A 24,197-nucleotide genomic window follows, 5' to 3' on the forward strand; every position below is an offset into this window, starting at 1 on the left:
ATCTTCATTTTCTGGACGCGTTGAGCAACCATGCCTGAACTGCATTCGCTGCGCTATTTTTGGTGGGTAACCGGCTGTATTGGCGCCTATGTTGCGCTCGATATCCTGTGCGGGCCGCCCATGCGTTACCAGCCCATCAATCCAATCTTGCATCCGGCTGCGGGCCTTGCGGTATTTGTCTTGTTGCGCAGCGGCTGGCGCGGCCTGCTTCCCCTGGCGGCGGCGGCCACCTTGTCGTCATGGGTGGTGCCGGTGTTGCCTGATACGCCTGCATGGTCCCTCTTTATCGGCGTGCTGCCGCTACCCGGCTACTTCGCCATCGCGCTGTTCATGCGACGGCACCTCGAACATGGGATATTCCTGGCGAGCCACAAGGGATTGCTCTTGTGGCTCGCCGCGGCGACGCCTGCCAGCATTTTCAGCGGCATGCTGTATGCAAGCGTGGTGCTGGGCACTGGCGCCATCGGCGCCGACGCCTGGACCGATACGCTGATCCGGTATGGCGTCGCCGAAATTGCGGGCATGGTGACGTTCATGTCGATAGCCTATTGCCTGGCGGATTACGAATCCCGCTTCAATTTGATGGCCAAAGTGGTGAACTGGGAAACGGCAGGCTACATGGCGCTCATGGTATTGATACTGTGGACGTCAATGAACCAGCCCCCCAGGGAATCGATGGCTTATTATCTGCTGTTCTTTCCGCTGGCATGGGCAGCGGCGCGCCAAGGCATGGCGGGCGCCGTGGCTGCCACCGCAGCGCTCGAGGTATGCGTCATGGCCGCGACCTATCTGCCCAATGCCTATGCGGCGAAAGTACCCGACGTGCAAGTGCTTGTGCTGACCCTGACGTTGTCGGGCTTTCTGATTGGCATCGCTGTCGATGTCGCACAGCGTGCCAGCAACGAATTGCGGCAGTCATTGCGGCTTGCCGCTGCCGGTGAGATGGCCGGCGCCCTGGCCCACGAGCTTAACCAGCCGCTAACGGCATTGGCCGCGTATGGCAGCGCCTGCGCCAAATTGATCGAGCGCGACGGCGGCAACCCGCTATTGCAGAAAGCCGTGAATGCCATGGTCGCGGAGTCGGACCGGGCTTCCAACGTACTCAAGCGACTTCGTGATTTTTTCCGCACCGGTTCAACGCGCCTGGAGGTCCTGCAGCTGGCAGAGTTGATTGATGCCGCAACGCCGCCTTTCCAGGAGCAGGCGCGCAGCGAGAAAATTGAATTTGTGATTTGCAATGTGCCCGCCGCAACCCTGTTGGGCGATCGCATCCAGCTCGAAATCGTCTTGCGGAATTTGCTTGCCAATGCCTTTCAGGCGGTGACGCAGCAGGTGGAGAATCAGGCACGGAAAGTCACGGTCGAAGCCGGCACCGATGGCCCATGGATCTGGATCCGCATTGCCGATAATGGCCCAGGCATTGCAAACAAGATTCGCGCCAGGCTGTTTGAACCTTTCATATCGCTGAAATCCAGCGGCATGGGGCTGGGACTGGCGATCAGCCGTTCGATCATTGAGACACACGGGGGCACGTTGTCCATAGAGCCGAGTCCCCACGGCGTGTTGAAAATCACGCTCCCTGCAAACCTCACCGGCCTGGATTATTCCGATGAACAGCAGCAATAACACCGTCTATATCGTCGATGATGACGCCGCTGTGCGCGATGCCCTTGGCCTGTTGCTGAGCCTGCATGGCTACAGCACGGCGTTTTTTGCCGATGGCATGGCATTTTTGAATGCGTGCTCCGATGACATGCGCGGTTGCCTGTTACTGGATATCCGCATGCCTGGCATTGATGGCCTTGCCCTGCAAAAACTCCTGCGTGAAAAAGCGGCGCATCTCCCCGTGATCATCATTACCGGGCATGGCGATGTCGATTCGGCGCGGGAAGCCTTTCGCGCACACGCAGTCGACTTCCTGGAAAAGCCGTTGCAGGAAGCACAGCTGGTCAAGGCAATTGACGAGGCATTATCGCAGCATGCGCGCGCCGAGGAAAAACGCCGCGCTGGCGCTGCCTATGCGCAAGTCTATGCGACGCTGACGCCGCGCGAACGTGAGGTGCTGCTGCTTGTTGTTGCCGGCCGCCACAACAGGGAAATCGCTGATACCCTGGCAATCAGTGTACGCACTGCGGAAGTGCACAAGGCGCGCATCATGAACAAGATGGGCGCTGCAAACAGCGCCGACCTGGTTCGCTTGCACTTGCAAAATGAAATGAGTCTGCGCGGCACGCCATTGCAGGAATCGTAATATTACAGGTCCACCAGCATCTCGAAGCCGCCATAGATCATGCGCTTGCCGTCGAAGGGCATGGCTTCCGGCTTCATCATGTCCGCCATGCGTGGATCGTTCATTACCTTGCCGTTGATTTCGTCACGCGCGGCACGCGATTCATAGACGATCCAGGAAAACACGACGGTCTCGTCGTCCTTGAGATCGACGCTTTGGGGAAACGAGGTGAGTTTGCCAGGCTTCACGTCGTCGGCAATGCATTCGCGAAATTGCAGCGCACCATGTTCGCGCCAGATCGCGCCCGCTTTCTTTGCGACCTCCCGGTAGGCGTCCAGGTTCTTTTTGGGGAGCGGCAAGACAAACCCATCGACATAAGCCATGGCATTCTCCTTGAAAATTTCACTGCGCTGACAAATACCTCTCAATGCTTATTCATCATAATGCGCCGCGCGCGCCGAAGCTGATGTTAGGACAATGACTTTGTCAGGCAGGTTGAAACAGGTCGCAACGAAGCACGCTTAAGAATACGTGCTCGTTGCACCGGAGCTGTTGTCCAGGCGAGTCGCCAGATGTTTAAAAATTGCAAGCCATGCCAATGTGCCAAGGCTTTATCCAGCATCAAGGTTCCTGCACTGCCTCTTCTTTTTCCCCGCGCGCAAGTAGCCTATAACAAAGGGGAAGGTGTTACGTCCGATGTTTTCAATGGAGGCTGTCATGCCGAAATACCTGATTCAAGCCAATTATGTCGGCGAGGGTATAAGCGGTCTTTTGAAGGAAGGTGGGAGCATGCGGCGCACCGCCGTTGAGACCCTGTTCAAGTCACTGGGCGGCACGGTCGAAGCCTTTTACTATGCTTTTGGTGATACCGACGTATTCATTATCGGAGAACTTCCGGACAATATCAGCGCCTCCGCGCTCGGGTTGCGGGTAAATGCCAGCGGCGCCGCGGCGTGCAAGACGACGGTGCTGCTGACTACCAAGGAGATTGACGCAGCGGTGAGAAAAACAGGAAGTTACCGCCCACCCGGATTTGAAGTGGATCCAGCCGAAGTTGCCAAGTGGGATGCAGAGGGCGGCCATCTGGCGAATAAATAATCCCGCCTGATGCCTCGACGCCATCAGCGCGTCCGCAACACTCACTGCATTGATGCTTCAGGCGGCATAGCGCCGGCCTTCGCCAACGCGTATCGGCTCCGGAAGTAATTTAAGCAAGGCATGCAGGGCAAGCGGCACCACCACGAGGTCATCGACCACCCCCAACAGTGGCACGACATAACTGAAGGGCGCTATCGCATACAAGCCCAGCAATCCCAGTGCCGGCAAGAGCCAGACGGGACGAGCGGGATGACGCAAGGCAAACCAGGCCAGGCGCAGATCCGTCCGGCTTGTACGCCACAAAATCAGCAGCAACCTTTTCATTGGCGAAGTCCAATCACATACGCAAACCCATAAGATTGTTTACGCCGGATATTGTTCAATGCCGACAAACCGATTTGTCGCGCAAGCCATCAAATTGCACAAAAAACAATTCAGGGGCATGCCCGCCCACCACGTCGTCATAGCGACAAGCACATCATTGCAAAATAGATAATTTTTGTTTTACTTCTTTACAAAACCTTGCACGGCATTCGTGAAGTCAGGACACAAATGACTGGCCATTCTGCCAGTCTGGAGACCGACTCAAATGAAATTTGTTATGGCACTATTTGTACCCATAAGTGCTGGTCCAGCTATCACAAGAATAGATCGCGGCATTTAGATAAATGTTGTTAATTCAACAAACCATAATAATCAGGAGACGTCCACCATGGAACAGATTACTTACACTTCTTCCCGCCTTTCGTCAGTCTTGCGTAAAGGCATTTTTGCAGCTGGCGTGTCGATTCTTGCGCTGAGCGCATCGTCCGCCTTCGCTGCCACCGAAGTCACCGGCTTCGGCAGCAATCCTGGCGCCTTGAAAATGTTCAAGCATGTGCCTTCCGCCATGCCGGCAAACGCGCCGCTGGTGGTTGCGCTGCACGGCTGTACCCAAACCGCAGCCGCTTACGAGGCATCCGGCTGGACCGCTCTGGCCAATACCCACAAGTTCTACGTTGTCTACCCGGAACAGCAATCCGCAAATAACCAGAACAAATGCTTCAACTGGTTCGAAGCGGGCGACATCGCCCGTGGTCAGGGTGAATCCCTGTCGGTCAAGCAAATGGTCGACAAGATGGCAGCCGACTACTCGATCGACCCCAGCCGCGTCTTCGTGACTGGCCTGTCCGCCGGCGCCTACATGGTGAATGTGCTTGCCGCCACCTATCCCGATGTCTTTGCTGGCGCCGCTCCGATTGCAGGCGGCCCATACAAGTGCGCCACCTCCATGACTGCTGCCTTCAGCTGCATGAGCCCGGGCACCGATAAGACCCCGGCCGACTGGGGCACCCTTGCACGCAGCGGTTACAGTGGCTATAACGGCCGCAAGCCGAAAGTCTCGATCTGGCAGGGCACTTCCGACACGACGGTCAAGCCGATGAACATGGATGAAACCATGCAGCAGTGGACCAATTACCACGGCATCGACCAGACTGCAGACGTCAGCGACACCGTTGCCGGGTTCCCGCACAAGGTGTACAAAGACGCCAGCGGCAATGCCATCGTGGAAACCTACAGCATCACCAACATGGCTCACGGCACGCCAGTCGATCCGGGCACCGGCGCCGGACAGTGCGGCACGGCTGGTGCTTATATCCTCGACGTGAATATCTGCTCGAGCTACTACATCGGCAAATTCTGGGGCATCATTGGCGGCGACACCGGCACCACGACCACGACCAGCGCCACCACCTCGACCACGGCGTACTCCAGCACCTCGAGCGCGCCGACCACAAGCTCGACGACGGTGACCAGCACGACCACCACGACGGTTGCCGGCGCCTGCTTCAATGCAAGCAACTACGCCCACGTGACTGCCGGCCGCGCCTACAACAGTGCTGGCACTGCGAAAGCCAACGGTTCGAACCAGAGCATGGGCTTGTACAACACTTTCTACACGTCTAAGCTGCGCCAGACCGGCACCAACTACTACGTCATCGACAGCACCTGCCCGTAAAGACAGGCGCACGTATCGCCCTGGCTTCAGGGCGAGCCAAAAAGCGGACCGCATGGTCCGCTTTTTTTATCTCTACAGGGAACGCGCCAGACAACCGGAAAGACAGGCTATCAGGCCAGGAGTTACGCCACTTTGGAGGACGTGGCCAGCGCTTGCCATAACGCGGCGAACTGCGCCGCGAAAGCCGCCACCAGCCCAGGCTCGTTGGTGACGACGAGGTTTTCTTCGTTGACTTCGCAGGCGCTGCGGGTCCAGTTGTAACTGCCGTTGAGCAGCCACTGGCCATCGAACAAGGCAAACTTGTGGTGCATGTGGGCAGCGGTGCGGTCGACAGCCACGGCGATGCCGGCCCGGCGCAGCGTATCGATATCGCTGCCGGCATCGAATTCCTTGTCGTTGTCGGTGATCAATCGCACGGCAACGCCGCGCTGATGCGCCGCCAGCACTTCCGCGCTGATGCGGTCGTCCGACAGCGTGAACACGCAGATGTCGATGCTGCTCCTGGCGCTGCGCAGCTGCTGCTGGATGGCCCGCAGGCAAGCATGGCCCGGACTGAAATGCGATTCGCTGCGTACGGCGTCAGCCGGCGCGCGCACGGCGTCCAGGGCCCGCGCGACGCCATCGAGCCATTTGAGCAGGGACATGGCCTCGATGCCCTCCAGGCGTTCCCGCACCAGCTCAAAGGCGCGGTTGCGCACCCGGCGCAACCCCTCCTCGGGTGTGGCGCCCTCGCGCAGCAAGGCCATCAGCTCGCGCCGCTCGGCATCGCTCAGGTGCGCATCGGCAATGCTGGCCTCAAGGTGCGCCAGCACAGTTCCAACAGTTGGCGTGGCCTCATGCCTCGCCATCATGCTTCCTGGCGGCTGGCTTGTGGGCGGCCGCTGCTGGCTTTTCCTTGACCGGTTGCAGGCGTCCCAGGCGTTTTTCCAGTTCCTTTACATTGGCGGACATTTCGCGCACGCCATCCCAGATGCTATGGTCCAGACGCATCTTGTGGTTCATTGCGCTCAACATCGGCATCAGCGATTTCTCGTAACTATCCGTCAGGCGGCCAATGGCAATCTGCAGTAATTCCTGCTCGGGCAGGTTGATCTGCACTTCGGGTTGCAGGCGCAGGCCGAGCGCGGCGATTTGCTGGCTGATATCGCCCAGCAAATTTGCCACCCTGGTGGCGCCATCGGCATCGGCGCCGCCCTGTTTGCGCAGGCGCACGAAATCCTCCAGCAAGGCCTTCCAGCGGGCCTGTTCATCGGCATTCGGCTGTCCCAGCAAATGGGCGAGCTTCAACAGGTTTTCCTCGGCGCCCGTAGTCAGCGTTTGCGCTTCGCCGCGGTAATGGTCGCGCAACAGGTTGTCGAGTTCCTGGTCGCTCATCAGCGCAGAGACGCGCGGCACCAGCTTGCTCATGTTGCGGTAACTGCCCTGCAGCTTGAACGGCGGCTCGGCGCGGTAGGCATCGTCCTGCGCCGCCGAGGCGATATAGGCCAGGTTCACGGCGAGCAGCGCGTCGCGTACCTTGAAGAGGCGCTGCAGCACGGCGCAGATCTCGCTGATTTCCTGTGCACTGTAGCCATGCTTCAGGTCGCTTGCCGGCACCGGTTCGCCCGTCGCCATGCGCATCAGGCGCTGGATATCCTGCGGCTCGCGCGCGGCCAGCGGCTGTAATACCGGGTGGCCCGCCAGGGCATTTTCAATATACGACATGGCGAAGGCTTCTTCGCGCCCGGAGAGGACGTCACCGAGGTTGTAGATATCGGCCCGGTTGGCCAGCATGTCGGGGATCTTGAAGACGTCACCCGATTCGGTATAGGGGTTGCCGGCCATGACGATGGCAAAGCGCTTGCCGCGCAAGTCGTAACTGCGGCTCTCGCCGCGCCAGACGCCTTCGACGCGCCGGGTACCGTCGGCCAGCGAAATGAATTTCTGCAGGAACTCCGGGTGCGTATGCTGGATATCGTCCAGGTAGAGCATGACGTTGTTGCCCATCGCTAGTCCGAGGTTGAGCTTTTCCAGTTCCATGCGGGCGGCGCTGTTGGCGGCCTGGGCAGGGTCGAGCGAGGTCACGCCATGGCCCAGCACCGGACAATTGATGCGCACGAAAATCATCCCCAACCGGTCGCACAGGTATTCCATCAGGGTGGTCTTGCCGTAGCCCGGCGGCGAAATCAGCAGCAGCATGCCCATCGAATCGGTGCGGCGCTGGTCCCCTGCCGCACCGATCTGCTTGGCCAGATTGTCGCCGACCAGTGGCAGGTAGACTTCATCGATCAGGCGGTTGCGCACGAAAGACGATAGCGGCTTGGCCTGGAACTGTTCCAGGCGCAGGGCCGCCCTTTCGTCCTGCGCCAGGGTCTGGCGCAATTGCTGCAACTGGCGGAAGGCGGGCACGACCACTTGCGTATGGTGCTGCAGGCGCCGCATGAAATCATTCAACTGCAGGGTAAATCCTTGCCCGGCAATGCGTGGATGCTCGCCCAGCAAGCCTTGCACCGGCGCCTGCAGGTCGGCGGCCTGGATGCGGCGCGACAGCGTGCACAACAGGGCGGCGGCAGCCTCGGGCAAGAGCGTCAGGTCAAGTTGCTGCTGGCTGATATAGCCATGCAGCCATTCGGTGGCCAGCTGCCAGCGCTGGCGCCAGGAATGGGCCGCATCCTGCCAGGGCGGCGCAATATTGTGGCGCGCCAGGTGCTGCTGCAACCCCTGCGCCAGGTCGGACGCTGCGCGGCTCAGTACCCACTCATGCGCCTGGGCGCGGCTTGCCAGCCCGGCTTGCGCGCCGAGTTCGGCCAGCAGATAGGCGGCTGCCTGTTCCAGCAGAATGGCCGGCGACTCGGTGGCGGGGTCAAGCCAGGCATCGAGCGCCAGCTGTTGCTGCGCGAGGAATTTTTGCAGGGCTTGCTGCAGCTGGGTGGAAATCTGTTGCCAGAGACGCTCGCTGCCGAACTGGCGGCGCATCAGCTCGGCTTGTTCGGCCTGATGCTGCAGGGTTTGCGCAGCCATCTGCAGGCTGGGCGTGGCGCTCATGTCCTGCCAGTACAAGAGGGCGACCGCGCGCGCCAGCGGACTGTAACGCAGCAGGCCGGCATTTTCGAATAGAGGCGCCAACTGGCGCAGAATCGCGGCGGCATCGTGGTCGTGGATGCCCTTTTGGTAGCCTTCGTGATAGCGCGGCGCGGCAAAGCGCCGCACGCTGTCATCGAATTGCTGGCCATCGCTGCCGGTCTGGCGTGCCGCTGCGAGCAATTCCGTCCAGCGCCAGCCCTCCTCTTCGGCCTGCGCTGCCAGGATGATCTGGTACGCGAGGTATTCGGCACGGTAGACATGCTGGGATTCTGCGAGGCTTTCCTGCGCCCAGTAAGCGTGCAGTGCCTGCAGGCGCTCATCGTTCAGTTCTGAAAAATAATCGGTGCCGGTCAGATGGAATGCCAGGCGCTCCTCGCGCGGCACGATCGTCAAGTCGAGCGCCTGCTGGTTGACCGTGAAGGCATGGCGGCCCAGACGAATGGTGTTCCCCGTGACGAGTTCATTGCGGTCGCGCAGCGCGCGCTGGCCCTGCTCGCGCAGGTTTTTCAATTGCCCGGCCAGGTCGTCCGCGCCCACATTGTTGCCCAGCTTGCGCATCTCCTCGATACTGCTTTTGAGCTTGCCCAGCAACGCGTCGGAAGCGAAATACGCTTCGAGCTGGGCGGCTTCGCGCAATTGCGCCAGGCGCTTGGGCACGCCGGCCAGGATGCGCCGCGCCGCATCCATGATGGCCTGCACGCGCCGCTGGCGCGCATCCAGCAACGTCTGCTTGCGCGTTTCCAGCGCTTCATACACGGCTTCGCGCTTGTGCGCAATTTCGGCAAGATACTCTTCCTGCTCGGCAAAGCGCCCTTCGAGGTCTTCCAGCTGCGCCAGCAGGCGCGTCAGCAAGTCATCGCAGCGCTCGGGCGTCTCAGCCTGTTCCAGCGCGCTTTCCACGGCCTGGCCGAATAGCTTGAACTGGGCAGCAAACTCGGCGGCCGATTCGCCCTGGGATAATTGCTTCTTGCGCTGGCGCGCTTCGGCCCGCAGCTTGTTGACGCTGGCATAAATGCCGGAAATCGCATCGAGGATGCGTGTGCGCAGGGTGGCGTCGCCCACCGCCAACGTACCCAGCAATTCGTTCAAGCCATTGAGGTTGTGCGCCGTTTTATCCAGCGCCTCATGCAATGGCGCCAGCTCGGCCGTGGTGTGCAGGTTTGGCAACTGGCTGCGATGCCTGTCCAGCTCCGCATTGATTCTCGCAAAGGCGTCGTCCTGCGCCAGGAATTGCACGGTGCGCTCCGATACCCGACCTTCCTCCACGCCAAGTTCGCCATCCAGCTGCGTCAGGCGCGCCACATCCATGTAGCGCTGCTCGCGCAGGCTGGCCAAGCGGCCGCGCGCCAGGCGGATTTGCTCCAGCGCCTCGATAAAGTCGGTTGGCGACTGCCACAGGCGGCTGGCAGTTTCCGTCAGCAACTGGCGCTGCGCCTGCTCGGTCTGCTGCAGCGTGCGTTGCGCTTCCTGGCGGATCGCTGCGACCTTGTCGAATTCATCCAGCGTGGCGCTGGCCACCTCGATCATGCCGCGCACGACGCCTGCGGCTTGCCGCGATTCGGCTTCGGCCAGCCACGGATAGGCATCTGTTACGCGCCGGCTTTGCCTGATCAGCGTTTCATAGACAAAGCGTGTCGGCAGCTGGTCCTGGCCGGCCGCATCCTGTTCTTGCACGAGCCGCGCGATCGAATACAGTTCGGACAGGCCGCGCACCAGTTCACGGTTGCCGATCTTGCCAAAGAAGGTCTGGCGCGGCGCCTGGCGGGCGGCATGCTCATCGCTATGGAAGGGCGTTTGCCAAAGCTGCATCGGGTGATTGCGCGTGGGCTCCTCGCTCTCGGCGGTAAACAAGAGCATGCGGCCGTCGTCGAAGCGCGCATAGCCATGCGCCATCAGCGGCTTGTCCAGCGTCTTGTTGATGAGGTTGTAGGTCAGAATGACATACATGCCCTTTTCGATACTGTAGAACACGTACAGCACATCCTCGCCGTTCGGCGCCAGCAGGCGGCGCTTGAACTGCAGCCCTTCCGGCAAGTCGCCGAACAGCTTGCATTCGCCGCTTTGCAGCATGTAGCCGCCAGGGAAAACGATGCCATGGTCTTCCGGCAGCTGGACGCAGGAAGCGCCAATGGCGTCGACGCGCGTCACCTGGCGCGTGCGGCGATTGAATACCAGGTGGCGGCTTGTCGTTTCCCGGTACGGCTTGATGCGCAACAGCACCAGTTCGCCCACTGCGGCATAGGCGATGTCGGCATCGTTCAACGACTGGTTGCGATCCTCTACCGGCTCGGTATAGATGCCCAGCCCGGTTTCGGTATTGTTCTCGACCTTGATGGTCAGGTCGCCACCGATGGTCTCGACGAACAAAGTATCGAGCACGTTGACATGCGGGTGCTTGCCCAGCACGTGCTGCTCGCGAGTGGTTGCAGTCCATTCGAAATCGTAGGCCGGGGGAAGCGCGATGTCGCGTTCGCCGCGATTGTCGATATACGTGACTTCGCCGGAATCCTTGATTTGCCACCGGAATACCCGCACATCGGTGATGCGCTCGCCGATCTTGAAGGCAGCGAGAAACTTACCTTGCGTTACGCGCAGCTGCACCAGCTGGGCGTTGCGGTAATAGTTGTACAGCTCGCGGAATTCGGCAACGAAGCGCGGATCATTGAGGAAAGTCTGTTCCAGTGCGACCGCATCAAGCTCGTATTGGTCGCCGTCGGCGCGCAACCGATATAGCGCGAAAACATCGGCCACGCGCGTTTCCTGGCGCAAGCCGATGAAGACGTTGTAGCCGAACACCAGCACGTCGCCAACCGGCACCAGGTCGCGCGCGACACAATTGTTTTCGGTGCGGGCACGGGTGCGCGCCAGCAGGGTCATATCCTCGCGACCGAATTCGTTCAGCCGGGCGTGGTTGACCGCACCAGCCTTGTCCAGCAAATCCTTGCCCAGCGCTCCCAGCCGCTTGCGCAACAGGTCAAAGCTGCTGGAACCGGCGACGGCCTGGGCAATGCTCTGCTCGGCGCTCCCGGCATCCGGCGCAGCCGGCCGGGTGGATGCGGCTTCGGTAGTAACTTCGCTCATTTACGAATTTTCCGCTCGATGGATGGGGCAGCGCTGCGACGGATCAATCCACCCTGGCGCTCAGGAAGGCGATCATTTCAGCACTGTTTGGCTGCGTCTGCAGCCACTCACGCATGCGCACCAGCTCGTCATAGGCGGCGTCACCAAAGCGGGCGCGCTGGGCGCGGTCCAGGCGTTCACGCGAGGCCGCCGTCTGCAATTGCCGCTGCCAGCGCTCCGAGACCACCATGTCCAGCTGGCGTTCGAGCCCGAGCGCCATCAAGACGTCCCATTCGCCGCGATCGAGCCAGATGCCCTGGCCTGCCGCGCTGTAATCGAGCCGGAACGGCGCTTCATTGCTGACTTTGACGCGCGCCATCAGGCGGCGGGTCTTCGGACAAAACCTGGCGGCATCGTCTTCCGTTTCAATTTCCGCGGCGAACACCGCTTCGGGCGACTCGGCCACCAGGTGGCGCCAGGCGCGATAGGTATCGAGGTCTACCCAGACGCCGCTGCAGGCCTTGCAGCTCAGCACCGGCAGATCACCACTCAGGAGCACCTGGGAAAATTCCTTGGCATTACAGGCAGGACATAACATGATGGTCTTCTTCCTGGTTTATTTCGGGGCTTGCAGGGATTCAGGGCCGGGCTTGAAGCTGGCCAGCAGGCTGTTGAGCGCGGATTGCTGCTGCGGCGTGCCATCTTTGCTGACCCTGGCCAGCAAGGAGGCCACCGTCAGCTGCTGCAGTTCGCCGGCGCTGCCGCCGAGCGCACCGAGCAAGCCGCGGATGTCGCCGACCATGTCGCGCTCGCCGCGCAGATGATCCTTCAGGCCAACCTGCAGCGTCTTGCTCTTGTCGATCGTGGCATCGATTCCCTTTCCGATCGCCAGCGCGTTGACGAAGCGGTCGAAGTAATCTCCTTCGCCGCCGACGATATCGATCTTGGCATTCTGCAGCGCCTTGCCCAGCACTTCGGCCTGGTCCTTGGCGATGTGAGTCTGCGCATCGATGCCCTTGTTGATCTGCTGGTTGGAGATTTCCAGCTGCATGCGGAATTCCTCGTGGGCGCGGGTGTCGTCGCTCATGGCTGCCATCGCCTCGAACTTCTGGCGCAGGCCGGCCGACTCTGCCTCGAAGCGCGCCTGGATCACGTGGGCCTCGGCTTCGCCATGCTTGATGACGGCATCGGCATCGGCAGTCTTCACGGCCGCTTCCGCCAGACCGAGCTGTTCGTTACCTTTGGCTTGCGCTTCCAGTTGCAGGCGCGTGGTCTCTGCATGCGCCACGCCCTGCTTCAGGACCGCTTCCGAATCGGCGATCTTGCCCTTGGCTTCTGCTTCCATGCGCAGGCGAATCGCTTCGGCTTCGGCCGAGCCCTGCTTCAGGATCGCTTCGGCCGCGGCTACCCTGATGCGGGCGTCGGCAAGGCCCGGCGCGGCAATTTCAGCCTCGATGCCTTCGGCTTCGCGCTTCTTGGCTTCGGCGGCTTTTTCCGCCACTTTCAGGCGCGCGTCGGCCAACGTCAATTCCTGCCCTGCCTTGTGCTTGGCCGAGCGCTCCTCGGCTTCGGCCGCCTTGACGGTCAACACCATTTTTTCTTCGGCGCTTGCTTCCGCGGTAATTACCACCGACTTCCTCTGGCGATCCGCTTCGGACACCACGCGCACTTCCTTGATTGCTTCTTCCTGCTCGGCCACGGTGCGTTCCACCACGATGCGCTCGCGGATCACGTCGGCGATGGCCTTCTTCTGCACTTCGATGGCCTTTTCCTTCTCGATCGTCTGCAATTCGACTTCGCGTTCGCGCTCGACGATCTCGAGCATGCGCGCGCGGGTGACGCGCTCTTCCTCGATGGCGACGGCGCGCTTGCGGTTGTTTTCCGCAACTTCCTTTTCGCGGGTGGTGTTTTCCTGCTGCACCATGATCAGCTGCTCGGCCTGCAGGCGGGCCAGTTCGGACTTGGCGCGTTCCTCTGACTGCACCTTTTCGGTCTCGGCCTGTTCGCGCGCACGCACGGAGCCCACTTCGCGGCTCTGGCGCGATTCGGCATCGGCTTGCTGGCGTTCGAGCTCGAGAATGGCTTCGCGGGTTTCAACGTTTTTCTTCTTGATGCGCATTTCTTCATCGCGCTTCAGCTCGTTGGTGCGGATGTTTTCGATCGCCGTCAGCTCGGTGATTTTCTTGATGCCCTGGGCATCCAGGATGTTGTGGCCATCCAGCTTGTCCAGCGGTGTTTGCTCGATATAGTCGATGGCGGCATCTTCCAGAACATAGCCGGACAGGTCGTCGCCGATCTGGCGGATGATTTCATCGCGGAAGCGGTCGCGCGCCTGGTAGAGCTCGACGAAATCCATAGCCTTGCCGACGGTTTTCAGGGCTTCAGCGAACTTGGCCGAGAACAGGTTTTCCAGCGTATCCTGGCTGGAAGCGCGGGCGCAGCCTACCGCCTGCGCGACTTTCAGCACGTCTTCGGCGGTCTTGTTGACGCGAATGAAAAAAGTCACCTTGATATCGGCGCGGATATTGTCCTGGCAAATCAGGCCTTCCTTGCCGAGGCGCTCGATTTCGATCGTCTTCAGGGAAATTTCCATCAATTCGGCTTTATGGATGATCGGATAGACCATCCCGCCGGTGAAGGTCACTTCGGGTTCGGCGCGCAGCGTATTGATGATCATGGCATGGCCCTGTTCCACCTTGTGGTAGAACTTGGCGAACATTGCCAGCAGGCCCAGCAGCACGAGCGTGCCGATGCCGATCGAGAGCAGCATGATATCCATGGATTTCCTTGTCGTTATAGTCGGATGGGTTGGCGTTAAGGTTTAAAACTTTTCGGCGACGGCCTGCACTTCGTACTGCTGGCGGGCCTCGTCGTAGGCGAGAATGACTGCGTCGGAATTTTTGGTGAGCGCATTGGGCGTTTGCGCCCACACGCGGATATTCAGGCTGGCGCCGCTGTCGCGCACTTCGGCGCGGCCGAACTTTTCATCGACGCTTTGCGTGACGATGCGGCAACTGAGACCAACCAGGCTGCTGTTGCTGCGGGCATGGTGCTTGACGAACAGGCCGCGCAAGGGCTTGATCAATTGCGCGGACACGGGAATGGATAGTGCCGCAGCGACCAGCAGGACGCCCGCGCCCAGCAACATCTGCAGCAGCATGGTCGGCACCCAGACCAGCAGGTATTCGTGCAGCAATGCGGTAAACATCCAGGTAAAAAAGGTGAGCGCAGTAACGGCAATCGACAGCGGCACGCCGCCCAGGCCCATGGCAACGAGGTAGCCAGCCAGGGCGTGCACATCGGTATCGTGATGCCCGGCGTGCAAGTCATGGTGGCCGAGTTCAAGTTCGAGGTTGTCGCCAAGGTCGACCAGCCCGATGATGGACAGCAGCCAATAGATCAGCAAAATGGCGAGCACCACCGTCGGTACAGCCGTGGGAAAACTGCTGAGCAATTGCCAGGTCGACATCGATCCTCCCCCTGAATATTATTTTTTAGGCGTTACTTGTTTTTTAGAAAAGTTTATCAGTTCCTGATGCAAAACTTCCTTGATGCGTCGTTTATCTTCCACATCGATGGCAAAACGTTCGGCCAGCACCGCGTAATCGGCATCGCTCAAGGTCACGGTCAGGCGCGGGCGCACCGGCTTACTGGTGCACGGCAAGCCGAGAATCTTGCGGATCTGGTCAGATGGCGAAAGCTGGTTTTCGAAGGCGGCAAAACGCACCGCCTCGATCACCTGCTGCTCGACATCGAACGCCACCTGCACGGCGCGCAGGGCGGCGTCCGAACTGGACCAGCGTGAACTGCGCACCATGGTCTCGGCTCCCGTCAGTTGACTTCAGGCGGATTGCCAGTAGCAGGCGCCGCCAGGCGTGCCTGCAGGCGGGCCAGCACTTCGCTTCTGCGGTTGACGTTGCCGCCGATGCCGGCAGCGGCCAGCTTGGCTTCCAGTGCGCGGCCGCCGAGCTCGCCTTCGAGCGCTTCGGCTGCCTCCATACGGTCAGCCAAATCCTGATGACGCTGCTTGATGCGCTCAAGCGATTCCTTCGCGCTCATCAGCCTGGAGCCGCTGGTGCCCATGCTTTGCGAGATCGTCGCGGTCGCCTTGTAGACGCTTTCCGTGGTCTTGGCCATGGTCAGTTGACGTTCGTGTTCGCGCAGGCCGGCTTCGGCATTGCGGATCATGTCCTTCAGGCGCGTGATGTGGGCGATGAACTCGGCGCGCGTCCTGGCTTGTTCGGCACTGGCGATTTCCAGGTTGGCCACTTTTTCTGCGACTTCCTCGGCCAGCGAGGCCTGCCCCTTGCTCAGGGCCTCCAAGGCCATTTCCTCATACTTGTGCTGTTCCTGCGCCAGGCGCTCGATTTCCCGGCCGGCTTGCATTTCCTTGGCCATCACTGCGGTCAGGTCTTGCCGGGCGCGGGCCACATGGTTTTTGGCTTCGACGATTTCTTGCTCGTAAATCGATGTGGCATTGTTGTCGACCACGCTCTGGCCGATATCACGCAGGTTGCCACGCAACAGAGTCAGGATTTTGGAAAAGACAGCCATGACAATCTCCTTATTTGAGAAACTCGGCAAAGACATCCAGGGCTTCGATGGCGTTGTCCGCCACCATCGCCACATCCTTGGCAATCGCTTCGACACCCGCATCCGGCGCCAGCGAGCCATAGATGACGTAGTGCTTGCCGATGCGGCCAAAGTCGGAGAGCGGGATCGAGATATTCAGGTCGATCATGGCCTCGAGCATTTCGGCGCGGCGCTCGGGCTTGATTTCTTCCTCGGTCCACAGGTAGCTGATGCACAACACCTGGGTCGGCGTAATCGTCACGAATACCGGCAATTCTTCCTGCCCTTCGATACTGATGCGCATCACAGGAACACCATGTACATCTGCCGCCGGCAACATGCTGGCGCTGACCGCAGTCGCCCCAAGATGGCGCGCCACGGCTTTATCTATTCCGTATAACTGGATCGTGCCTGCTTCCATGCTCCCTCCTCCGTGACCGTTATTGATATTTTTGCCGTCACCCAAAAGACATAATATGTCCAAATTATAGAAGCGCGACATAAAATGTCAAGACTCTTAGATTACTATATTTTCATTACTGCGGCCCTTCTGTTGCATTTCTGTCAGGTCGCCAGCCAACTTGCAAAAATGCCATGGCACAATCAGGTGCGGCAAAGCAATTTGATCCGCACGCAATGTATTTCCTAACTCTTATAACCAGAATGAAGGAGACCGCCTTGAACAGTCCCGCCTTGAACAATCCCTATTTGGCACCCGACGCTGTATTGACCGGCGCACCTGCGGACGACGACACTTATGAGCCGGCAATATTTTCCCTGCAAGGCAGGATCGGCCGCGTGCGTTATCTGGCTTATTCCTTCCTGCTGTCGCTGGTACTGATGCTGGTGGCCGGGATCATCACTGCCATCGTCTCTGTCATTGCCCGCGACCCTGGCGTAACCATCATCGTCATGGCGATTGCTTTCTATATCCCGTCGTTCCTGCTTGGCTTTGCCATGGCGAAACGACGCCTGAACGATCTCGACCGCACCGGCTGGCTGTCGTTACTGATGCTAGTGCCGCTGGTGAATGTCGTCCTCGTCCTTTACCTGATCTTCGGTGCCGGCACGCCGACTGCCAATCGTTTTGGACCGCGTCCCGTGAAAAATTCGCGCGCCGTCGTCCTCAGCGGAATTTTGATTCCAGTCTTCATTGCACTCATCGGCATCCTCGCCGCGATCGCAATTCCAGCCTACCAGAGCTACATGTTGCGTGCCCAGGCAGCGCAGATGCAACAGCAACGCTAGTAATCCAGGCCAGCCGTGCGGGCGCCTGCACGGCTTACAGCATGCCGCTGTCCTTGATGTCCAGATAGCGGTCGACCAATGCCATGCCAAGCTTTTCCGGCGTAATGTCGATCAGCTGGCCGGCACGCATGCCGAGCCGGCGAATCGCCTCGCTGCGCTGCTCCAGGTAGAGCGCAGCGGCGCAATGCCGCAACGCGTCGTCGAATTGCCGCACCGGCGCCTCGACTGCCGCATCAAGGCTGCGCTCGCGCAGACTGGCGCACAGCACCAGGTGCCGGGAAGAGAGCAGCTCGCACGCGGCCCGCATGGCATGGTCATCCTCATCGCGCAGGTTGGTAATGATGACCACGAAGGCGCGTTTGCCCAGCCGCTTGAGCAAGGCGCCAGCGGCCTGCAGGTAATCCGGCGCAACTTCGCCTGCCTGCAGATCGTAGATGCCGGCCATCAGGCGGTCCAGGCCGGTGCGTCCCTTGGCCGGGCTTAGCCAGCGCTCCTCGACACCAAAACTCATCAGTCCGACCGAATCGCCCTGTCTTTGCGCCACGAATCCCAGCGTCAGCACCGCGTTCAGGGCGTGATCGAAATGCGCTGCGGCGCCATCCCTGGCCAGCATGCGCCGGCCGGTATCGAGCACAAACACCACCTGCTGGTCGCGCTCTTCCTGGTATTCGCGGCTGATGGGTTTTTGCAGCCGTGCGCTCGCCTTCCAGTCGATCGCCCGCAGGCTGTCGCCCTGGCGATATTCGCGCAACTGGCGAAAATCCGTGCCTTCGCCACGGCGGCGCTTGCGAATCGCGCCCGCCGTAGGCGCCCGGCGGTCGGTGGCGCTCAGCGCATGCCCGAGCAGTTTGGAAAAATCCGGAAACACTTTGACGATGGATTCGTGCCCCAGGCGATGCTGGCGTTGCCACAGCCCCAGGGGCGAGCCGACCTTGACGTGCGCGGCACCGAATCCGGCAATGCCGCGGCGATCGGGACGCAGCCGGTAAGTGACTGCGGCAAACATCCCCGCCGCGATCCACGTGGCATGGGGCAGGCCTTCCATGTCCCACGCGGTCGGATAGTCATCCATGAGTTCGATCGCCAGCGCGCGCGCGCCGTCATTGTGCAGGGTGAGCGTCACCCCGCTCCATATCTCGACCGGCCATACGCCCGCCAGCCGGCGCTCGATGCGCAGCGACGGCGGCGTCCTGGACAGCCAGGCATCGGCGCCGCCTGCCAGCAGGAGTGCCAAGCCGCTCCCCTGCCAGAGCTGCGCCAGGCCCGGCCACAGGCTGGCCGCAAAGCCCAGCACCGTCCATGCCGCGACCGCATACAACAGCCGGCGCGAGGGAATCATGCGCGCGGCGTGGCGACTTGTTCGATCAGGGCGCCCAGCAGGTCGTCGCTGCGCAGCCCATCCAGTTCGCTCTCGGGCGACAGGGCAACGCGGTGCCGCAGCACCGGCAGCACGGCAGCCTTGATATCGGCGGGCGTGACGTAATCGCGTCCAGCCATCAGGGCCATGGCGCGCGCAATGCGCACCAGCGCAATCGAGCCACGCGGCCCGGCGCCAACCGCCAGCCCGGGCCAGTCGCGCGTGGCGCGCACCACCCGCACGGCATAACCGGCGACGGCGTCGTCGACGCGGACCTGCGCGACAACCTGCTGCAGGGTGACGATGGTGCCTGGCTTGACCAGGCTGCCCACCTGGCCGACATCGAGGCCGTCGCCGATGCGGTTGCGTGTCACCATCTGCAGCAGCATGACTTCTTCCGTCTCGCTGGGGAAGTCGATGCGCACCTTCACCAGGAAACGGTCGAGCTGCGCTTCCGGCAGCGGATAAGTACCTTCGTTTTCCAGCGGGTTTTGCGTTGCCAGCACCATGAAGGGCGCCGCCAGCGCGTGCGACTCGCCCTCGATCGTCACTTGCCGCTCCTGCATGACTTCGAGCAATGAAGACTGGGTCTTGGCAGGCGCGCGGTTGATTTCATCGGCCAGCAGCAGGTGCGTGAAAACCGGTCCCTTGCGCACGCTGAAAGTCTGGTTTTTCATGTCGAACACCGAGTGGCCCATGACATCGGCCGGCATCAGGTCGGGTGTGAACTGGATGCGTGAAAAGCTGCCGGAAAAAGTGCGCGCCAGCGCCTTGACCAGGAGTGTCTTGCCCAAGCCCGGCACGCCTTCGATCAGCACGTGGCCGCCTGCGAGGCAGCAGGCCAGCACCTGGTCGATGACCGATTGCTGGCCGACCACGGCCTGGGCGATCTGCTCGCGCATGCGCTGCACGAGTTCGATTGCCTGCTGCAAATGTTCGGCGCTCAGGCCGAGCGGCGGCGTGGCGGTGGCGGCGATGACGGGAACCGGATTAGCGCTCATGGAATTGTCTCAATTGTCGAAGGATATGGATCTGGCGGGTGAAGATGGCTGGCGCCTTGCCGGCAGGATGCCGCAGCGCGCTGACGAGGTCGGACGCGTCAAGATCGCCGGCCTGGGCGAGGCGTTCGATTTGCTGGTCCGGGTGCAGGCGCAGCAATTCCGGCATGCGCCGTTGCCATGCCTTGTTGGCAGCCGCACGCGCCGCGCCGAGCAGGATTTCTCGTCCTTTCGCAGCGCTCCACAGCCAGCGGCCGCTGGCATCGATATGCTCGATGAGCGAACGGCGCTCCAGCAGCGGCTCCGGCAGCGGCGGCCCGAAACGGCGCAGCGCAGCCCATAGCAGCAGCAACAGGATGCAGGCGATGCCGATCAGGCCGGGATAAAAATTCGTCCAGAGCGCCTGGTACCATTTCGCCATATCCAGCCCGCGCACGATGAGAAAGTGCTGGCCTGGGTGCTGCACCAGCCCGGCCAGTCCCAGCAGCATTTCCGCATGGTCGTAGCGGATGAGTTGGTGATTGTTGAAATAATTCCTGGCCAGCAGCACGACATAGCCACGCCCTTCGCCATACACGCGCACGGTGTCGCCGGCGGCGTCCCCGTGCAGCGGCGGCGGGCCGGACTTGAATGACGTCATGCGGGCGTAAGAGGCGTCCAGCTGCAGGGAATATGCGGCGCCCGGCAGCGTGAAGCTGCTCAACTTGTCAGCTGACGCCTTTGGCGAAGCAGACGGGGCAGCCGGCTTTGGCGCATCGGCGCTAGCATCGGCGCCGATGCGGCGATTTTTGCATGCGCAATCGCCCTGTTTCAGCGCCACGCCAAAGTGCGCCCCGATCGGATCCGTCTCGATCGGCGCTGTCGCCTTGTTGCGGCGCGCCTGCGCGCCGTTTCGGACATCACTCGCGGCATCGTCCTCGCTGCCTTCAGCGTCCTTGCCCTCTTCATTGTCCGTCGCATCGCTGCCCCACTTCGGGCGCATGATCAGCGTATTGCCTTGGCGGACCCAGGCCAGCAAGCGTTCAGCCTGTTCGGCACTGACGACGCCATCGTTTTCCGCAATCAGCAACGTTCCCTTCGGCAAGTTCTTTTGCAATGCTTCGCGCAAAGTGACTGCGGTGGTCACGGCATAGCCGCGCCCGGACAGCAGGCGCGTGGCGGCCAGCATGGGGTTGGTGCGCACCGCTTCGGATTGATGATGACGCGCCACCCAGCGCTTTTCATAGTTCGCAAACCACCACCAGGTGCCAAGCGCAACCAGCAGTACCCCGAGTGCGGCCATCAGCCATTGGCGTTGGGAGTAGCTCATGCCGCCGCCTTGCCGGCTGCAGCGCCGCTGAATTGTTCCTGCCAGGCGAGGCAGCTGGCCCCGATCTGTTCCGTCGCCGGCCAGCGGTCGCCGTAAGCGCCGTCGAGCCAAAGCGCCGTCACGCTGGCGGTGACCTGCAGGCGGCCAGCGGCCAGGCGCTGCTCGCGGCAAGCCTTGCCGGCCAGGCGCAGGCAGTCTGCTTCGGTGGCGCCCCGTGTCAATGGCAAGCCATCCTCGCTGGCCAGGCGCGACACGGTGGCGCGGTACAGCAAGGCCAGCGCTGCCCGGCGCGCGCCTTCATGCCAGAGCTTGAGCACATTGCCGACGATATCGCCAGGCAGGCTTTCCGGACGGATGTCGAGTCCGCCGATTTCCGTTGCCCGCTGCGGCGCGGTCTGGCCAAACCAGCCTGTAAACTGCCCGCGATAGCGGTATAACAGCCACGCCACCAGCAGGACCGCCGCGGCAATCAGGCCGATCCGGATGATCTCGGCAAGCACGGCCAGATCCGGCCACTTGTAGTTCCAGTCCTTGTCAGGCTTGGGCTTCGATGGCGTTTTTGCTTCCCAGGTCTCGACGCAGCGATAGCTGGCCAGATCGTCGGTGGCGTACAGTTGCGCCAGCTCCTGTCGCAGTTGCGCCTGTGCGGCGCTGCGATCCTGGGGCCGTACGGTGCGAGCGCTCTTGGCCCACTCAGGCTCGGCGCATTTTTGCGCCATCGTCGGCTGGCTGACGGTTTTTGCTGCGGCTTGCGCTGGCACCGGCAACCCCAGCGCAAGCAATGCCGCCAGCAGGCAACCTGCCAGCACAGGCACCGCGGCCATGGCGGCACCGCTGCGCCGGCGCGCTGCCGGCGCCTTGAGCTGGCGCAGCATGATTTCAATGTCCCAGGCTTCCAGCGTGGCCCGGCGGCACAGGTACAAGGTAAAGCAGCAGGCGGCATAGACCGGGCCGATGATGGCGCCGCTCAGCGCATAGCCGGCAAAGCTGGCCACCAGCAGCTTCGCCGAGGCAGGGCCGGCATCCGCGTCGAACAGGTAGGCAAACGGATTGATGGCATTTTCATCGGCCAGGAAAATGCCGATGAAGGCGATCAGTCCCAGCTGAAGGATGACTTCAAGATGCGCGCATACCACGCCAAACCAGTACGCCGAACGGGCGGTGCCGTCCGCGCCGATCACCCGGCGGCGCTCCGCAGCGGTCTTGCCGCGCGCACCTTCGAGCTGCCAGATCGGCTGGTACAGCCCGCGGCCGGCGATGACAGGGCGCCACCAGGTCAGCAGGCGGATCCAGCCGCCGCGCAGCTGCCCCGGCCACGCGCGCAGCGCCTCGCGCCACGACACGGCTTCGCCAAACACCTGGCGCGACAGGATGTACAGCGGCGCCCGTTCCAGCAAGGGCCGCAGCCACCAGGGCAACAGCAGCCACCAGCTGCCATAGCCTGGAAAGACATATGCCAGTCCTGCGGCAAGCAGCACCAGCGGCAGCCAAAGCGCCAGCCACGCATTGTAGACAGTGCCGGCATGCGCGCGCAGCAGCGCAAGGCCAAGTTCGATGGCCTGGGCATGGGAGCGCGGACGCAAGTCGATTTGCAGCTTTTCCAGTTGCATCAACGCCCCGCCCGGCCCGCCAGGGCAAAAAAAGCAATCAGCACGGCCCAGCAGGCGGCGCCGACCGCATACTTGACCTGTGCCGAAATGCCGGCGTTGGCCGACCAGAATGCCTCGACAAATGCCGCCAGTACGGTAAGGATGGCAGCGCCGACGATGACGGGGAACATGGTCCTGGCGGCGGCGAAAATCGCATGCCTGCGCGTCATCCGGCCGGGGGCGATCAACGACAGGCCCAGGCGCATGCCGGCAACGCCCGACAGCAGCAGGCCGGTCACTTCAAAGCTGGCGTGGGTGATCACAAAGGCACTGAAGGTTTCGCGCGTGGCGGGATCCATGCTGAGCCAGCTGGCCACCACGCCCAGATGCATGCCATTGAACGTGATGCTGAAAAGCGCGGGGATTCCGCCGAAGATGCCGGCGGCAAAAGTGCGGAATCCGATCGAGACATTGTTCCAGATATAAAAGCCGAACATCATGACGTCGCTTTCGCTGCCGCCGCGCCCGATATGCATTTTGCCAGGCTGGTACATGGCCTGATAATCCTGCAGCTGCTGCGGCGACATGAAAGCATAGGCCCAGTGCGGCTTCACCCAGACCAGCCAGCCCAGCGCCAGCGCAACGCCCCAGAACGCCAGCAGCGCCAGCGTCAGCAGGCGCCATTCCCGACGGACCTGGCGCGGCATTTCCTGCAGGAGCCAGTTGCGCAAGGTGAGCGGCCTTTCGGCAACCGCGCCATACAAGTGCTTGTGACAGTCGAATACCAGCGCCTGCAGATAACCGGTCAGCGCCGGTGAGTAGCCGCGCTGGCCGGACAGCGCCAGGCATTGGCACAGCCGGCGATAAAGCGCCGGCAGCTGCAATGCCGACTCTGGCGCCTTGCCCTGCAGGATCAGCTGGATGTCCTGCCACAGGGCGCCATGTTCAGCTTCGAACTGTTTTTGCTTCATTGGGTCAATCCCGCGACGATGCCGCGCAAGCGCTGCAGCGAAGCTGCGCCGGTGTGCCCGGTCAGCGGCTCGGCCAGCGTACCCAATTCTTCCAGCCGGTCCGGCGACAGGCGCCTTTCACGCTCGAACAAATCCAGCAGCGTGCGCTGCTGCTCGGGGGTGAGCGGAAAGGGCGGCGCGAGCGGCGCGACAGTGGCGTCGATATTGCTGCGTTCCGCGCGCTTTTCACGGTACACGACCTGGGTTCCCGCGACGATATCGCCCAGGCGCCGGCTGCGGCTGTCATACAGCATCGAGAGCAAGCCGGCAAAGTACATGGCCGGCAGAAAATCCGCCACCAGCAGCAAGTTGCGCAAGCCTGACTCGCGCCAGCCCACCGGCAAGCCATCGGCGCGCAAGACTTCGATCCCGAGGATACGTTTGCCCAGGGTACTGCCGCCGAAATACACTTCGCAAATAATCGGATAGCCCCAGTAGGTAACGAACAAGAGCACCAGGTAGACGCCCTGGCCAAGTTTTGATCCCAGCAGAATCAGCGCCAGCAGCCACACTGCCGCCAGCCAGACCAGAAAATCGATCAGCCAGGCCCAGGCGCGGGTTGCCGGCCCTGCCGGGGTCAGCAATAGGCGCACGCCTTCCGGCGTGGTCAACGACAGGCGGCCATCGACAAGGCTGGAACTAGACATAAGGGACCGGGGCACGT

21 protein-coding genes are annotated in these 24,197 nt (G+C 61.6%); 5 read left to right on the top strand and 16 right to left on the bottom strand.

The window, feature by feature from the left end; all coding sequences use genetic code 11:
* Positions 1-30 precede the first annotated feature (30 nt).
* Both EKL02_RS00195 and EKL02_RS00200 read left to right on the top strand, forming a co-directional pair.
* Positions 31-1,626: an ATP-binding protein gene (locus EKL02_RS00195; protein ID WP_128900138.1), complete on the top strand. Its 1,596-nt coding sequence runs from the start codon at positions 31-33 to the stop codon at positions 1,624-1,626.
* Positions 1,610-2,251, top strand: a complete 642-nt coding sequence (locus EKL02_RS00200; RefSeq protein ID WP_128900139.1) for a response regulator — start codon at positions 1,610-1,612, stop codon at positions 2,249-2,251. The genes EKL02_RS00195 and EKL02_RS00200 overlap by 17 nt, the downstream gene beginning before the upstream one ends.
* Positions 2,252-2,253: 2 nt before the next feature.
* Here EKL02_RS00200 and EKL02_RS00205 read toward each other — a convergent pair whose 3' ends face one another.
* Complete coding sequence (locus EKL02_RS00205) at positions 2,254-2,613, bottom strand: DUF1428 domain-containing protein (RefSeq protein ID WP_128900140.1); 360 nt, start codon at positions 2,611-2,613, stop codon at positions 2,254-2,256.
* 334 nt (positions 2,614-2,947) lie between these two features.
* On the opposite strand from EKL02_RS00205, the gene EKL02_RS00210 reads away from it, so the two are divergent.
* Positions 2,948-3,328 (top strand): GYD domain-containing protein, encoded by a 381-nt coding sequence (locus EKL02_RS00210; protein ID WP_128900141.1) that lies wholly within the window; start codon positions 2,948-2,950, stop codon positions 3,326-3,328.
* Positions 3,329-3,385: 57 nt separating this feature from the next.
* On the opposite strand, the gene EKL02_RS00215 is transcribed toward EKL02_RS00210, so the two are convergent.
* Positions 3,386-3,652, bottom strand: coding sequence for a hypothetical protein (locus EKL02_RS00215; RefSeq protein WP_128900142.1), 267 nt, complete (start codon positions 3,650-3,652; stop codon positions 3,386-3,388).
* A 388-nt stretch (positions 3,653-4,040) separates the two neighbouring features.
* On the opposite strand from EKL02_RS00215, the gene EKL02_RS00220 reads away from it, so the two are divergent.
* Positions 4,041-5,327 (top strand): PHB depolymerase family esterase, encoded by a 1,287-nt coding sequence (locus tag EKL02_RS00220; RefSeq protein WP_128900143.1) that lies wholly within the window; start codon positions 4,041-4,043, stop codon positions 5,325-5,327.
* Positions 5,328-5,449: 122 nt separating this feature from the next.
* Here the strand turns inward: EKL02_RS00220 and EKL02_RS00225 are convergent, their stop codons facing one another.
* Genes EKL02_RS00225 through EKL02_RS00260 form a run of 8 tightly spaced genes read right to left on the bottom strand, consistent with a single transcriptional unit; the run spans position 5,450 to position 16,443 of the window.
* Positions 5,450-6,175: a phospholipase D-like domain-containing protein gene (locus tag EKL02_RS00225; protein WP_128900144.1), complete on the bottom strand. Its 726-nt coding sequence runs from the start codon at positions 6,173-6,175 to the stop codon at positions 5,450-5,452.
* Positions 6,162-11,471, bottom strand: coding sequence for a DNA repair ATPase (locus tag EKL02_RS00230; RefSeq protein WP_128900145.1), 5,310 nt, complete (start codon positions 11,469-11,471; stop codon positions 6,162-6,164). Before EKL02_RS00230 ends, EKL02_RS00225 begins: the two co-directional genes overlap by 14 nt.
* Positions 11,472-11,514: 43 nt before the next feature.
* The gene (locus tag EKL02_RS00235; RefSeq protein ID WP_128900146.1) at positions 11,515-12,048 is read right to left on the bottom strand and encodes a zf-TFIIB domain-containing protein; all 534 of its coding nucleotides are present in this window, start codon (positions 12,046-12,048) and stop codon (positions 11,515-11,517) included.
* An 18-nt stretch (positions 12,049-12,066) separates the two neighbouring features.
* A complete protein-coding gene (locus EKL02_RS00240) occupies positions 12,067-14,229 on the bottom strand; it encodes a hypothetical protein (protein ID WP_128900147.1) in 2,163 nt (720 codons plus the stop codon).
* Between the two features lie 42 nt (positions 14,230-14,271).
* A complete protein-coding gene (locus EKL02_RS00245) occupies positions 14,272-14,919 on the bottom strand; it encodes a ubiquinone biosynthesis protein (RefSeq protein WP_128900148.1) in 648 nt (215 codons plus the stop codon).
* Between the two features lie 18 nt (positions 14,920-14,937).
* The gene (locus tag EKL02_RS00250; protein WP_128900149.1) at positions 14,938-15,267 is read right to left on the bottom strand and encodes a hypothetical protein; all 330 of its coding nucleotides are present in this window, start codon (positions 15,265-15,267) and stop codon (positions 14,938-14,940) included.
* 14 nt (positions 15,268-15,281) lie between these two features.
* The gene (locus EKL02_RS00255; RefSeq protein ID WP_128900150.1) at positions 15,282-16,004 is read right to left on the bottom strand and encodes a PspA/IM30 family protein; all 723 of its coding nucleotides are present in this window, start codon (positions 16,002-16,004) and stop codon (positions 15,282-15,284) included.
* A 10-nt stretch (positions 16,005-16,014) separates the two neighbouring features.
* Complete coding sequence (locus EKL02_RS00260; RefSeq protein WP_164931896.1) at positions 16,015-16,443, bottom strand: DUF2170 family protein; 429 nt, start codon at positions 16,441-16,443, stop codon at positions 16,015-16,017.
* A 257-nt stretch (positions 16,444-16,700) separates the two neighbouring features.
* On the opposite strand from EKL02_RS00260, the gene EKL02_RS00265 reads away from it, so the two are divergent.
* The gene (locus tag EKL02_RS00265) at positions 16,701-17,270 is read left to right on the top strand and encodes a DUF805 domain-containing protein (RefSeq protein ID WP_164931897.1); all 570 of its coding nucleotides are present in this window, start codon (positions 16,701-16,703) and stop codon (positions 17,268-17,270) included.
* A gap of 34 nt (positions 17,271-17,304) precedes the next feature.
* Here EKL02_RS00265 and EKL02_RS00270 read toward each other — a convergent pair whose 3' ends face one another.
* From EKL02_RS00270 to EKL02_RS00295, 6 genes are read right to left on the bottom strand one after another with little or no spacing between them, the layout of a single operon-like run.
* A complete protein-coding gene (locus EKL02_RS00270) occupies positions 17,305-18,609 on the bottom strand; it encodes a DUF58 domain-containing protein (protein ID WP_128900153.1) in 1,305 nt (434 codons plus the stop codon).
* Positions 18,606-19,628 carry a MoxR family ATPase gene (locus tag EKL02_RS00275; protein WP_128900154.1) on the bottom strand — a complete coding sequence of 341 codons (1,023 nt, stop codon included), beginning with the start codon at positions 19,626-19,628 and terminating at the stop codon, positions 18,606-18,608. Before EKL02_RS00275 ends, EKL02_RS00270 begins: the two co-directional genes overlap by 4 nt.
* Complete coding sequence (locus tag EKL02_RS00280) at positions 19,618-20,934, bottom strand: DUF4350 domain-containing protein (RefSeq protein WP_128900155.1); 1,317 nt, start codon at positions 20,932-20,934, stop codon at positions 19,618-19,620. The genes EKL02_RS00275 and EKL02_RS00280 overlap by 11 nt, the downstream gene beginning before the upstream one ends.
* The gene (locus tag EKL02_RS00285) at positions 20,931-22,544 is read right to left on the bottom strand and encodes a hypothetical protein (RefSeq protein WP_128900156.1); all 1,614 of its coding nucleotides are present in this window, start codon (positions 22,542-22,544) and stop codon (positions 20,931-20,933) included. The genes EKL02_RS00280 and EKL02_RS00285 overlap by 4 nt, the downstream gene beginning before the upstream one ends.
* The gene (locus EKL02_RS00290; RefSeq protein WP_128900157.1) at positions 22,544-23,494 is read right to left on the bottom strand and encodes a stage II sporulation protein M; all 951 of its coding nucleotides are present in this window, start codon (positions 23,492-23,494) and stop codon (positions 22,544-22,546) included. Before EKL02_RS00290 ends, EKL02_RS00285 begins: the two co-directional genes overlap by 1 nt.
* A complete protein-coding gene (locus EKL02_RS00295) occupies positions 23,491-24,180 on the bottom strand; it encodes an RDD family protein (protein WP_128900158.1) in 690 nt (229 codons plus the stop codon). Before EKL02_RS00295 ends, EKL02_RS00290 begins: the two co-directional genes overlap by 4 nt.
* Positions 24,181-24,197: the final 17 nt, after the last annotated feature.

This window comes from Janthinobacterium sp. 17J80-10 (assembly GCF_004114795.1).
In the GTDB taxonomy this organism is placed as follows: Bacteria; Pseudomonadota; Gammaproteobacteria; order Burkholderiales; family Burkholderiaceae_D; genus Paucimonas.